The organism is Paenibacillus sp. FSL L8-0641 (assembly GCF_038006265.1).
Taxonomy (GTDB): Bacteria; Bacillota; Bacilli; order Paenibacillales; family Paenibacillaceae; genus Paenibacillus; species Paenibacillus polymyxa_D.
Window position 1 is genome coordinate 4,219,383 of sequence record NZ_JBBOUW010000001.1, and the last position, 13,323, is coordinate 4,232,705.

The 13,323-nt window shown below is 45.0% G+C and carries 11 protein-coding genes, 1 tRNA gene and 1 pseudogene; 6 read left to right on the plus strand and 7 right to left on the minus strand.

Going from position 1 to position 13,323, the window contains the following annotated elements; all coding sequences use genetic code 11:
* Positions 1 to 58 precede the first annotated feature (58 nt).
* Genes thiM through thiE form a run of 3 tightly spaced genes read left to right on the plus strand, consistent with a single transcriptional unit; the run spans position 59 to position 2,438 of the window.
* Complete coding sequence (gene thiM / locus MKY16_RS19030) at positions 59 to 901, plus strand: hydroxyethylthiazole kinase (RefSeq protein ID WP_340957597.1); 843 nt, start codon at positions 59 to 61, stop codon at positions 899 to 901.
* On the plus strand, positions 898 to 1,728 hold the full coding sequence (gene thiD, locus MKY16_RS19035) for a bifunctional hydroxymethylpyrimidine kinase/phosphomethylpyrimidine kinase (RefSeq protein ID WP_069011045.1): 831 nt from the start codon (positions 898 to 900) through the stop codon (positions 1,726 to 1,728). The genes thiM and thiD overlap by 4 nt, the downstream gene beginning before the upstream one ends.
* Positions 1,725 to 2,438 (plus strand): thiamine phosphate synthase, encoded by a 714-nt coding sequence (gene thiE, locus MKY16_RS19040; RefSeq protein WP_340956616.1) that lies wholly within the window; start codon positions 1,725 to 1,727, stop codon positions 2,436 to 2,438. Before thiD ends, thiE begins: the two co-directional genes overlap by 4 nt.
* Here thiE and MKY16_RS19045 read toward each other — a convergent pair.
* From MKY16_RS19045 to MKY16_RS19055, 3 genes are all read right to left on the minus strand, one after another.
* Entirely contained in the window at positions 2,383 to 2,550 is a 168-nt protein-coding gene (locus tag MKY16_RS19045) for an aspartyl-phosphate phosphatase Spo0E family protein (protein WP_071558335.1), read from the minus strand. The genes thiE and MKY16_RS19045 overlap by 56 nt on opposite strands.
* A gap of 587 nt (positions 2,551 to 3,137) precedes the next feature.
* Positions 3,138 to 4,562 carry a helix-turn-helix domain-containing protein gene (locus tag MKY16_RS19050; protein ID WP_340956618.1) on the minus strand — a complete coding sequence of 475 codons (1,425 nt, stop codon included), beginning with the start codon at positions 4,560 to 4,562 and terminating at the stop codon, positions 3,138 to 3,140.
* A 158-nt stretch (positions 4,563 to 4,720) separates the two neighbouring features.
* The gene (locus MKY16_RS19055; protein ID WP_340956621.1) at positions 4,721 to 5,695 is read right to left on the minus strand and encodes a LacI family DNA-binding transcriptional regulator; all 975 of its coding nucleotides are present in this window, start codon (positions 5,693 to 5,695) and stop codon (positions 4,721 to 4,723) included.
* A gap of 171 nt (positions 5,696 to 5,866) precedes the next feature.
* On the opposite strand from MKY16_RS19055, the gene MKY16_RS19060 reads away from it, so the two are divergent.
* Positions 5,867 to 7,210 carry a 6-phospho-beta-glucosidase gene (locus MKY16_RS19060; RefSeq protein WP_340956623.1) on the plus strand — a complete coding sequence of 448 codons (1,344 nt, stop codon included), beginning with the start codon at positions 5,867 to 5,869 and terminating at the stop codon, positions 7,208 to 7,210.
* A gap of 149 nt (positions 7,211 to 7,359) precedes the next feature.
* Here MKY16_RS19060 and MKY16_RS19065 read toward each other — a convergent pair whose 3' ends face one another.
* The 3 genes and pseudogenes from MKY16_RS19065 to MKY16_RS19075 form a co-directional block, all read right to left on the minus strand.
* Entirely contained in the window at positions 7,360 to 8,262 is a 903-nt protein-coding gene (locus tag MKY16_RS19065; protein WP_069290241.1) for a PhzF family isomerase, read from the minus strand.
* A 268-nt stretch (positions 8,263 to 8,530) separates the two neighbouring features.
* Positions 8,531 to 9,666: pseudogene (locus MKY16_RS19070) on the minus strand (IS4 family transposase); the annotation flags it as partial.
* Between the two features lie 417 nt (positions 9,667 to 10,083).
* A tRNA-Arg gene (locus MKY16_RS19075) sits at positions 10,084 to 10,157 on the minus strand.
* Between the two features lie 175 nt (positions 10,158 to 10,332).
* On the opposite strand from MKY16_RS19075, the gene MKY16_RS19080 reads away from it, so the two are divergent.
* Positions 10,333 to 10,626, plus strand: coding sequence for a DUF4870 domain-containing protein (locus MKY16_RS19080; protein ID WP_016324668.1), 294 nt, complete (start codon positions 10,333 to 10,335; stop codon positions 10,624 to 10,626).
* 324 nt (positions 10,627 to 10,950) lie between these two features.
* Here the strand turns inward: MKY16_RS19080 and MKY16_RS19085 are convergent, their stop codons facing one another.
* Positions 10,951 to 11,310, minus strand: a complete 360-nt coding sequence (locus MKY16_RS19085; protein ID WP_013311672.1) for a hypothetical protein — start codon at positions 11,308 to 11,310, stop codon at positions 10,951 to 10,953.
* Between the two features lie 163 nt (positions 11,311 to 11,473).
* Here MKY16_RS19085 and asnB point away from each other — a divergent pair, with 163 nt between their 5' ends.
* On the plus strand, positions 11,474 to 13,318 hold the full coding sequence (asnB, locus tag MKY16_RS19090) for an asparagine synthase (glutamine-hydrolyzing) (RefSeq protein WP_340886259.1): 1,845 nt from the start codon (positions 11,474 to 11,476) through the stop codon (positions 13,316 to 13,318).
* Positions 13,319 to 13,323: the final 5 nt, after the last annotated feature.

Sequence of the window (13,323 nt, forward strand, 5' to 3'; positions counted from 1 at the left end):
ATGCGTGAAGTACGGTTAATGTCCTGTTGAACCACCAACTATAGAGAGGATAATCATGATGAGTACATGGGAAAAAAGTTATTCGGATCTCCTAACGAAGGTACAAAATAGCAAACCCCTCGTTCACAATATCACCAATGTGGTAGTCACCAACTTTACCGCCAACGGCCTGTATGCATTGGGAGCCTCCCCGGTGATGGCCTATGCACCCGAGGAAGTAGCAGATATGGCCAAAATAGCAGGCGCCGTCGTGTTAAACATCGGTACGCTGAACCGCGAACTGGTGGATGCCATGATCATTGCTGGACAATCGGCGAATGCACACGGTGTTCCGGTCCTGCTAGACCCGGTCGGTGCGGGAGCAACGAGCTTTAGAACTGAATCGGCACTGCGAATCCTGAGTAAAGTCAAAATCTCATTGGTACGGGGCAACGCAGCCGAAGTTGCCCATCTTGTCGGAGAAGCGCGTGAGATTAAAGGCGTAGATGCTGGTGACAGTGCTGACAGCGGCCATGTCGATCTGGCAATTCGGGCTGCTCGAGTGCTCAATACAATGGTTGTCATCACTGGAAAAGAAGACGTCATCACCGATGGGGCCGAAGCACGAATGATAAGCGGCGGAGACGTACTGCTCACGAAGGTAACCGGAGCAGGCTGCCTGCTGACCTCTGTGTTAGGTGCCTTTGCAGCTGTTGAACCCAACCTGCTGCTCGCAGGTACAGCAGGCTTGGCATTTTACAGTGCAGCAGCTTCCCGAGCCGCAGCACGGACCGCAGAGCTAGGGCCAGGCAGCTTCCAGATTGCCTTTCTCGACGAGCTCGCCAAACTACATACTGGTTCGCTAGAGGGGCATGTCACGATCCGTGAAGCTGGAACAACTACAGCAGGTGGTGCGCGATGACAGACACTCGTGTACCCAGAGCACTGACGATTGCCGGCTCAGACAGTGGCGGCGGGGCCGGAATTCAAGCCGATCTCAAAACCTTTCAAGAGCTTGGCGTATACGGCATGTCAGCTATTACGGCCATTACTGTACAGAACACCTTAGGGGTCCACGGCGTATATCCGCTGCCACAGGAAGCAACAGCGGAACAGATCGAAGCTGTAGGATTAGACCTTGGAGTGGATGCCCTGAAGACTGGCATGCTGTTTAATGCGGGTATCATCCGTCTTGTGAGTGAGCAGATCCGAAAGTTCGGCTGGAAAAAGGTCGTCGTCGATCCCGTGATGATTGCGAAGGGGGGCGCTGAACTGCTGCAATTGGAAGCGGTGCAGGCTTTGAAGGACGAACTGCTCCCCTTGGCCCTGGTCGTTACACCGAATATCCCGGAGGCGGAAGCCCTGACAGGGATCAGCATCCGTACGATGGAGGATCGCCGCGAGGCTGCAAGACATATTAGCAGTATGGGATCAGAATTCGTTGTGATCAAGGGTGGCCACGCTGACGAGAGCGAGAGCAGCGAACAGATTGTTGACCTGCTCTTTGACGGAACCGCCTTTACAGAGCTGAGCGGCAAGCGAGTACGGACTGTCCATACACACGGAACTGGGTGCACCTTCTCGGCAGCGATTACCGCGGAATTAGGGAAAGGGATGTCTGTACCGGAGGCTATCTCGAATGGCAAAGCCTTCATCCAGGCGGCGATTGAGGAATCTTTGCAGCTTGGACAGGGACATGGGCCCACCAATCATTGGGCCTTCCGTCGTCGTCAGGAGATGCTTCTATGAGCGGCAGAATGTTGTCAGAGGTGGTGCGCCGCCAGCTACAGATGTACCTGGTGCTTGGAAGCGTGAATTGCCTAGCGGAACCAGGCTGGGTCGTGCAGGAGGCTCTGGCTGGCGGGGCAACCATGGTCCAGTTCCGGGAAAAAGGCCATGGCGCATTAACGGGTATCCCTATGTTCGAACTTGCGCGACAGCTACAGGAACTGTGCCGCCACGCTGGTGTCCCCTTCATCATCAATGACGATGTGGAGCTGGCTCTTGAAATCGACGCTGACGGTGTTCACATCGGTCAGGACGATGAATCTGCCGAAACCGTCCGCGAGCGAATCGGAAATCGAATTCTAGGCGTCTCTGCCCATACCATTGAGGAAGCACGTCGAGCCATTCTGCAAGGTGCTGATTATCTCGGCGTCGGGCCAATCTATCCCACCCTCTCGAAGGATGATGCCCATGCTGTACATGGGCCAGCAATTTTATATGAGATGCGTAAAGCGGGAATTGATGTGCCAATTGTTGGGATCGGAGGTATTACAGTCGACCGTGTTGAGGAAGTCGCACGTGCAGGTGCAGATGGTGTAGCGGTGATTTCAGCCGTGACACAGACAAAGCAGGTTAGAGGTACGGTCAAGGAATTCAAAAAAAATATGGTCTCATTTCTCAATGATCCGATCTACATGTTTGATAATGATTCAACAGATCATCCAGCTTTTTAGATTGTTCTATTACTTTGGGATGTGTTAAAAATCCATACTTTTTCTGGACCTGATACAATTTCTTCCTAGCTCGTTCGACACAAAGTAAAGTCACACCTTGGTTCATCAGCATGATCCCTCCTATATGTCATATTTTATGACAAAAAGACGTTTTTTGGATTTTCAAATGATGCGCCTAACAAAAAAGAACATCCCAAAAGTTTGCATAAACAAGAATGCCCCTAAATCCACGTTAAAAGAGCCTCTGTTTCCACTAATTAAGTGGAATAGAGGCTCTTTTTATAAAGAAATCCAATGAATATAGAGCATGTAAGCCAAATTCAACTTAGTGATTAACCTTATGTTGTTTGACCTCATTATTCTTTTTCTCAGCAATAAGCAATCCTAGCAAAGTGTACCCTCTGTACAAATTCCTATGAGCAGAATAATACCAACAATTAAAAGAAGAACAAGTAGAATATTCGCTATAAGTAAAATGACCGCCGTAGTCAAAAATAACACATCCTCCAAAAGGTACTGATACTTTAAGAGTTCCTATTTCAGTGTGCTTCCTTAATTACCGAAGAAAAAATCTCCACTAACCTTAACTGGTTGTCGAGGATTTCTTTGTTTCTGTCAGTTTAAGAGCCCCCAATTTGTACTTGAGGTTGGATACTATGATTATGACTATAAGACTGAACAGGTAAAATAAACAAAAAGCTAGTCGCGACGATCAGTAGTATCATTTTTTTTAACATTATTTAACCACACCTTTTCGATGATATTTGAAAACTCTAGTTTTATTTCATCCATTGCGTATGCTTTAAAATGTTCGAATAATCCCATGCAGTTTATAAAATAAGTTTCGTTATTTAGTCTAATCGCTTTTAGCGTCGCAGACTTCAAATATTTAAATCCGTCACTATACATCCTTTTATATAAATAGTAATAAGCCAATTCATAACCAAAATATGCAAAGTAATTCGGTAAGACCTGTTGAGTGTACATATCAGTAGATGTTGGCAATTGAGTAAAGGAATCAATGTCTTTTTCAAATTTTGAGAGGATATTATCGATATCTATTGTATATCGGTTAGCTGCTATCACAACGTTCAACAGCTTTGAGAGCTTTTCGTTTTCGTTTTCGTCAGTGATTGATGTAGCTGTAATATATTCAACATAATTGGGAAGCACGCTTGTATCTCCAGAGTGAAGTTTATTTACAAAAGTATTACCTTCTGCCCAATGTTGATACAAACTAACCCAGTATTGAGTATTCTCGTCCGTTTCTATGACCCAATCTAAATCAGCGTAGGCGTACGTAAATTGTAAAGCTTGTTGATAATCTCCTTGGGCTTCACAGACACTCGCACATAGTAAATCGGCATAAGTGATATACACAAACAAGGGGCGACTCAGCTTCTCGGCAGCTTCCTCACGCTTTCTGATTTTCTGTTGATGTTTCATAGTATATTGAGTTTCCGCTTTATCTCGCATTTTTCGAGCCGTCTCATAAAGCATGTCCCATTCACGCAGAGAACGGTACACATTCGCCAAATCTTTTAACGCATCGAGTTGATCTATTTCATTCAGACGTTCGACAAAGGGTTCAAATCGTGTAGCCGCCTTGAGATTTCGGATCTGATTGTTACCCACCTGAATGGTAAACAGACGATACTGACAGACAGCCAAACGTTCAGAATGCTGGTACTTCTCGCCTTCCGCAATCCCTTCGTAGAGCAACAATGCAGCATTGTGCTGACCTTGTGCGAATAATTTTTCTGCTGCATCAAATAACTTTGGGGAATATAGAAGGTTGTCCATAATATGTCCCACTACAAGCTGGATAGCATCCAACTTGTCCAGTTCCGCACAGCGAAACAACAACGGCTCAATTCGCCTCCAATCCGGGGAACGCTCAATGATGTAGTTATCTATGTATAGTTCGTAAAAAAAACCTTCTGGTAGTCCCATAGCCCAAGTGATTCGATCTAGCTGATGTATAGCAACAGGACGATGCTTGGCAATCCAATTATTAAGTGTTCTTTGATGAACACCTGAATGTTCGGCAAATTGTGCCAGCGTCAAATTATTTTCCCCTAAATAATCCTCTAACTTCGCCAAAATCGTAGGTGTATGTCCCAAGTCATAACCACCCTTCATACAAAAAATCCAAATTTTATACTTTCACCTCAAATTATTCACCAATTTTTAACATGTGTCAACATTTTTCTTCCATTATTCCTACTATATAAACTTGAATATGGTAATTAATAACCACTAACAAGAAGTCTCTTTTGGAATCAGGTGGTCGCTCGCTCTACTAATTTGAATTCCAGATGATGTATCGTTTCTTCCAGCCCTTCGAGGGCATTTCGAATCATAATGAACGCATTCTCAGCTTGCTTGTCTATCGGGTAATGAATCGTAGTTAAATCAAGCAAATGCGAGATTTCGGTGTTATCAAAGCCTACTACTGCAAAATCACTCGGTACAGAAACACCTAGCCTACGCGCTTCAGTCAAAAGACCTGCTGCCAAATAATCGGTAGAACAGGCGAAGGCGTCCGGCCTGTCTGTTGGTGCTCGTTCTGCCCACCAATGAGCTATTTGTTCACCAGCTTCTATTGAATTTAAATCATAAAAATGCGGGAAGGCCCCAGCGTCCAAATCATATTTTTCGCAAAAGTCATGATAAGCTCGAATGCGTTCTTTTGTATTCAACCCCCGCATGCTGCCGTACACATTCACAATTTTCCGATATCCTCGGGTGTACAAATGTTCCAATGCCAGCGTATAGCCCTGATACTGATCCATAAATACAGACGGGATTGCCTCAATGTTTACACGCTGCCAGGTCACAATCGGACCATATTTTGTATAATGCTCAATCACACTCCACTCATTAACGCGAATCATACAGACCAAGGCGTCCAGTTGCTTTCTCCGCAACATTTCCAGCGCTTCAAGCTCCTGTTCCTTCTCCCCATTGGTAATAAACAGCGCTATATTAAAGCCATGCTCCTGGGCATACATTGTAAATCCGCGCACAAATAAACCCAATGAATCATTAAAAGAAAGTGAAATAATCCCTATGAGCTTGGTCATCCCTTTTTTTAAAGATACCGCATTAAGATTAGGAACATAATCCAGTCGATCTATGACCTCCTGCACACGCTGTCTTGTCGGTTCACTTACGTACGGATGGTTGTTAATGACACGGGACACCGTAGCCGAGGATACCCCCGCCAGCTTTGCAATTTCATGAATATTCGCCATTTTTCTCACCTCGTTCTTTCTATTTTAGCATGTTCGTGGTGTCCGCCCTATAATTGTCACCTTCCCAAAATAAGTTTTTCAAAAGCGCTTGACCTGTAATGCATTACAGGGATTACAGTGAATTTGTGCTTAAGAAAGCGGTTTACAAAACATACTTAGGAGGCACTAACTATGAAAAAAGGCATAAAGATTGCAACCATTGGCGGAGGCTCCAGCTATACACCGGAATTAGTAGAAGGTTTCATCAAACGTTATGCAGAGCTTCCCATTCGGGAATTATGGCTGGTAGATATTGAGGCAGGTCGTGAAAAACTGGAGATCGTAGGCGCCATGGCCAAACGGATGGTAAAGGCAGCAGGCATTGATTGTGAGGTACATTTGACCCTGGATCGCCGGGAAGCGTTGAAGGACGCTGATTTTGTAACGACCCAATTTCGGGTAGGCCTGCTGGAAGCGCGGATTAAGGATGAAAGTATTCCGTTAAAGCACGGCATGATCGGTCAGGAAACTAATGGGGCCGGTGGGATGTTCAAAGCTTTTCGTACCATCCCTGTTATCCTCAGTATCGTCGAAGATATGAAAGAACTGTGTCCGAATGCATGGTTAATTAATTTTACCAACCCTGCGGGAATGGTTACCGAAGCCGTGCTTCGTTATGGTCAGTGGGATAAAGTCATCGGATTATGTAATGTTCCAATCGGCGCGATCAAGAGTGCATCGGCTGTGCTGGACAAACCGGAAGAAGAGCTATTCTTTAAATTTGCAGGCATTAACCACCTTCATTGGCACAAAGTTTATGACAAAACAGGGGTCGAATTAACAGAGCAAGTTATTGAAGGACTGTACGCTCCGGGCGCAAAGCCAGAGAAAGTCGTTGAAAATATTAAGAATATGCGCTTCCTGTATGATCAAGTTCGTCAATTGAAAATGCTGCCTTGTCCTTACCATCGGTATTACTATATGACGGATAACATGCTCAAGGAAGAATTAGAGGAAGCCAAAAACGAAGGAACTCGGGGCCAAGTGGTCAAACGTCTGGAAGAAAGTCTGTTTGAATTGTATAAAGATCCAAATCTGGATTACAAACCAGAGGAACTATCCAAACGCGGTGGTGCGCATTACAGCGATGCAGCCTGCGAAATCATTAATTCCATTTATAACAACAAAGGCACATTGATGGTGGTTAGTACACGTAACAATGGTGCGATTGATGATGTTCCCTATGATAGCGCCATCGAAGTGACCAGTGTCATTCGCGCTCATGGTGCCGAACCTGTCAACTTTGGCAAATTCCCACCTGCACAGCGGGGCTTGCTGCAAGTGATGAAGGCAATGGAAGAGCTGACAATTGAAGCAGCGGTCACCGGTGACTATGCAACAGCACTGCAAGCCTTCACCCTGAATCCGCTCGTACCAAGTGGTGACATTGCTCAAACCGTACTGGATGAATTACTAGAAGCACACAAAGAGCATCTACCTCAATTCTTTGCTCATAAGGAGAAGGCGACGGTATAAAGCTAGCAGCAATCATCCTGCTGGAACACAAAAAAGCTTCCTACATGTAGGAAGCTTTGCTATACGTCCCAGGAGTACTTGCTGGGACATTGGTGTTATTGGTTTGTACTTGGCTTGACAATCCGTCATTAAGATTATTGATAACTTTTTTAAAGTATGATCTCCGTTGAAAAAGCAATAACCGCTTTCCCCGTAATTTGAACTAATACGGGTTTTCCCTGTTCCTTTTTCACATGAACATGCATTGTTCCCTCTCTTTTGATTGCCTCACCTTGTAAAATATCAAAATCAAAAGACTGCTCATTCTCATTTTGCAAAATGTTATAGTGTACCAAATAGGCTCCAAGCGGTCCGTTTGCATTTCCTGTCACCGGGTCTTCAGCTATTCCAATTGCAGGAGCAAACATTCTTCCGTGAACCAATATATCCTCTTGTGGATTTAATGTAAAAACATAATATCCATTACATCCAATATGCTTGCTGATTTCTGTAAGCTTCTGCAAATCAGGTTTTAAACTATGTAGTATTTCATTGGAGTAAATCGGAACCATTACCTTAGAATGACCTGTTGAAGATATTGCAACTGGATATTCCATGCAAATATCTTTACAAGAAATACCTAACGCATTTGCAATCTGACTTCTTATTTCATCATTTAAAGGCTCTGATACAGAAGGTTCTCCCTGTGTCATTACAATAGAATAGTCATCTTCATACTTTATAACATCAACAGGCAATATACCTGCTTTTGTTTTTTGAATAATTCTTCCAGTTTCAGCTTTTCTCTCAATTGCATAAATATAATGCGCTGCTACTGTTGCATGACCACAAATTGGAACCTCTGTTGTTGGAGTAAAAAATCTTACTTCAACATCATAATTTGAAGAATCTGTTTCAAAAATAAATGCAGTTTCCGAATTATTTAATTCTCTTGCAATTCTCTGCATCTGCTCATCTGTAAGTCCATTTGCATTTGGAACAACCCCAGCAGGGTTACCATGAAATCTATTTTTTGTAAATGAGTCTACTTGATATATTCTATATTTTTTCATAATTTCGCCTCTATAAATACCAGTTTGTCTGTCTGTTAAATCTGATATTAACATACTTTTTAGGCAGTTTCACTTAAATTAAAAGATATAATATGGCCCTTTAATGAAAACGAACTGATCCTTATTATAGAATCGCGCTCTTTTATGGAAGATTGTTATTAAACTAAAGCTGCAGTTAGCTGAAATGGTCTTCTCAATCCTTATCTAAAAGTGGAATAAATCTTTTATGATTATAGATACTTTTAGATTCTGTCACGCCTGTTGAATAACCAAAATAAGTAACCCAATTCATGAAACAAGAGGTGCACTGAAGAAGAACGCGCTGAATCTGAATCAGCCATTCAACAGGTAGTTTTGAAGAAGAAATAGACGAGAAAATCGCGCAAAGGAAAGAACGGCATATTGGGGCCATGAAGTCTGAGCAGCAACAAATAGCCAATTGAGCAGGACATAGACGATTAGAGCACAGAATAATTGCCCATAGACCGCATTTTCAGTCGTACCAAACAGCGTTGGAATATTCAAATGTTGCTTGATCCAACGAAAGAAGACTTCAATCTGCCATCGAGCCTTATAGATCTGTGCGATTTGTTCTGCGGTCACCTGCATTAAATCGGTAACCACCCGAATTTCCCGACCTTCAAAATCCCGAAACATCACCACACGATGACGTTGTCTGGAACGACACTGAGGGGTTCCCAACTGGCAAGTGATATCCCGAATGACGGATGAATCTGGCTTCGTAAGGCGACGTAGCGCATGAGGCTTTTCCAAATGGACGTTGTCGCGAAGCCGAATGACAAACGATTGTCCATGGGTTTTGAAGTGATCCAGACGCTCCAGTTTCCCATAAGCACGGTCCATCACCAAAATGTAGTCCGGTTGAGCCAACGCTTCACTCATGGGGCCATCATGCTTGGAGCCCAGCGTTTCGACCACCTGAAGGGGTTGCCCATTTTCTGCTCGTAAAGCGACTTGAAGTTTAATACCTGCACGCTCCCCATGATAAGGAGCCCAAGGCAAACGCGTTTTTCCCACCGTCATCGTGGTTGAATCGATGAGTAATAATTCTTTTGGGAAAGTCAGTTTCCGACGTGCTTCCCGGTTACATTTGCAAACAAGTAGATGGAAAAGTTCCTTAAATACGGAAAACGGGACTTCGGCGGCTTTGGTTGAAAAGCGTGAGTAGTGGACGACGGGCAAGCCACAGAGAGCCGCATAATCTACGCTAGATCGATAGCTACCCCATTGTTCCAACGCAGCCATGCACCAGTATTGGAGTAAATGGTACACCGTAAACTTGCGGGCTTTGTCTTCATAACCTATTAACTTCACAACCCTTTGAACTTCTTCAGGAGTCAGCATGGATTGAAGGATAGATGTAATCGTGATAGAATTTTTCATGAGATCGTCTTCTTTCGGATTCGTTTGGATGGTACCAACGATTCTACAGAAAAGACGATCTTTTTTCTACCATTTTGTGGTTATTCAATAGGCGTGCTACTATATAAAGGTATTAGTTTACTGTATGTTTCGGAGCGGCTTGGTCACGCCTCATTAGATATCACTACCTCTACATATGCCCACCTTATGAAAGAGCTACGTGAACAGGATTCAAAACAAACAACAGACATTTTTGAACGTTTATATAGCGTGTAAAAATCGTGTGTATAATTTGAGTAAACAGGTGTATTAATCACACCTTATTCTAACGTTTTCTATCGTAACCCCAATAAAATAAAAAACGCCCCAAACCCTTATATATCAAGGATTTGAAGCATTTTAAATTTCGTTCAAACTTTACATATCTGAACGCTTCGACGTCCCAGGAGGGATTCGAACCCCCGACCGACGGCTTAGAAGGCCGTTGCTCTATCCAGCTGAGCTACTGGGACAAGATGGTGATCAATAAAACCTTATGTATTCAGCGCATTGATTATTATATCACATTTCGGGCAACTGTCAAAAGCATTTTTTTATGATTGTAGGGAAGTGGGCAGCAAAAGGAATCATTTGGACGCTAACGGGGTATTATGTACAAAGAACCATGCATAAAGGAGGGGTTAATCCGTGAGAGGTCTTTTGTCGTCACTTTGTTATTTCAGCATTTTCTTCGCACCTTTTCTAGTGCCTGTCATTGTGTGGATTGCAGTACGGGACGAATATGTTCAGGGACATGCAAAAAAAGCTATTTTATCGCATATTTTCCCCATTATTGCGGCGATTCCGCTAGTGTATTTTATTATAACGGCGAATCATGCAGGTTCAGTGATCGGGTTTGTACTGCTATTCGTAGTGGTCTATCTCGGGGTTTTTGTGTATAACATCTACAAAGGAATTATGACGCTGCGTGAAGCGGCTTAGTTCAAAAGAAGCCTCCTATATTCCGCAAATTTGGCGGGATACAGAGGCTTCTTTAGGGTTATTTTTGATGAGTTGCTGTTGCTATTTAGTTCAATGGCTATGGCTACTTATTTATTCCCAAAGCGTTTAGGGCTTCTACGTACCTCATGTCTTACGTTTTTCTCCAGTACTTCTTCTGCAAACTCATTGTTATGAATATAACTGCTGCCTTTATTTTTCTTATAATTCGCTTTGCCGTCTATGATTTCCCCCTCCTTTCACGCTGATCCGGCGATGGCGCCGGGGCCCAAATCAACAAAAGCCGAGGCATAGCACACCATATCCTCATGCCCCGAACTCCTTGGCGAACTCTGTACTGAGTTGCCCATACGAGAGCAATTCTTTTTTGAACTTCTCTCGCTCCTCACCAGCAGTAATGTGTGTAGAGTCGGTAAAAGCCTTGTCTGTCACTTCCTCAAATGCCGAATGCAGATTATTGTCGTACCAATCCAGCTCCAGATCGGCGTCATTACGGATGATCCGTACCATGTCATAGTCATGCTGACCATCCGTCTGATCCTTGGCTGTAATATAGACCAGTAGTTCCGGGTCATCTGCGGCACCGGGCCGCACCTCTACCTCAGCGCAGCGCACTCCGTCCAGTTCAGTGAAGCGGCGTATTTTGGCATCCTTGATGTAGTACATGGTCTTCCTCCTTCCTTGCGAGTAGACGGGTTGCCCCATCAGTAGTTTTCGGAACGGACAGACATTTTATGCTTCTTTTCGGCATATATACTGTTGAACTGGGGATTTAGTTTTTGATTCATTCCAACACTGGATGAACACGACAAAGAGAGGATGAACAGACATGTGCGGAATTACAGGTTTCATACAGTGGAACGGAGACTTAATGCATCAATCTGAGCTGCTGCTGAATATGACACAAACGCTCTCCGATCGCGGACCAGATGCTGCGGGTACCTGGATATCCAATCCGTGTGCCTTCGGACACCGAAGACTGAGCGTTATGGACCCAGAAAATGGAGCTCAACCCATGATCCGGCAGCTGGAGGATATCACTTATACGATTGTATATAACGGGGAAATATATAACGCGCCTGAGTTGAAAAAAGAGCTGCAACAGCGCGGGCATTTTTTCCGTACACAATGCGACACGGAGGTGCTGCTCGAATCCTATATCGAATGGGGCCCCGAATGTGTGAATCGGTTAAACGGCATTTTTGCGTTTGCAGTCTGGGATAGTGAGCGGGAGCAGGTATTTCTGGCACGGGATCGGCTGGGAGTGAAGCCGCTATTTTATAGCCAGACCGAAGAAGTATTCGTATTTGGCTCAGAACCCAAAGCACTGCTTCAGCATCCAGCGGTAGAAGCAGCAGTGGACGCCGAGGGATTGGCTGAAATTTTTATCATCGGGCCTGCACGTACCCCCGGACACGGCGTCTATTCGTCTATGAAGGAGCTACGCCCCGGGCATACGCTAACTTACAGCCGCGACGGCGTGCGCATTCAAGCCTACTGGACACTGGAAAGCATTGCGCATGAGGATAACACCGAAGAAACGGCGCTTAAGGTACGAGAACTGTTGCTGGATACGGTGGAGCGGCAGCTCATTTCGGATGTTCCGGTGTGTACCTTATTGTCTGGCGGGTTGGATTCAAGCGCTCTATCCGCATTAGCTGTCAATTATTACAAACGTACCGGGCAGGGACAAGTTCATACGTATTCGGTCGATTATGTGGATAACGACAAGCATTTTAAAGCCCATGCGTTTCAACCAGGAGCCGATGCCCCCTGGATTCAGCGGATGGTGGATGAATTAGGGACAAATCATCACTGGATTGAATTCGATACGCCAGAAGTCGTAGCAGCTCTGAACAACTCCACGCTAACGCGGGATTTACCCGGAATGGCGGACGTGGATTCGTCGCTGTATCTCTTTTGCCGGGAGATTAAAAAAGGGGCTACGGTCGCTATTTCCGGCGAGGCTGCGGATGAAGTTTTTGGCGGATATCCATGGTTCCACCGGGAGGATATGCTGAATTCGGGTACATTCCCGTGGGCAGTTGCACCCGACATGAGAGCCAGTCTGTTGTCTCCCGAAGTGCGGGACTGGATCAAGCCGCTGGAGTATTTGAACGACCGCTACTCCGAAGCGGTAGGAGAAGTGCCGAAGCTACCAGGAGAAACAGGAAAAGCTGCACAAATGCGCGTTATGTCCTATTTGAACATCACCCGCTTTATGCCTACTCTGCTGGACCGCAAGGATCGGATGAGTATGGGAGCCGGACTCGAAGTGCGGGTGCCGTATTGCGATCATCGATTGGTGCAATATGTATGGAACATTCCGTGGAGCATCAAGATGACAGGCGGACGTGAAAAAGGTATTTTGCGCAAGGCGCTTGAAGGCGTATTGCCGGATGATGTGCTGTATCGCAAAAAAAGCCCATATCCAAAAACGCATAACCCTTCCTACCTTGAGGCTGTGAAAAAGCAGGCGCTGCAGCTGCTGGATGACTCCTCTTCCCCACTGCTCAAGCTGATTGATGCGCAAAAGGTACGCGATATTGCCGCCTCACCGGAGGCATCCACCAATCTGCCTTGGTTTGGTCAACTGATGTCGGGTCCGCAGTTGTTTGCCTATTTGGCCCAAGTGGATAACTGGTTGCGCACTTACAAGGTTGCGATTCGATAAGCTAA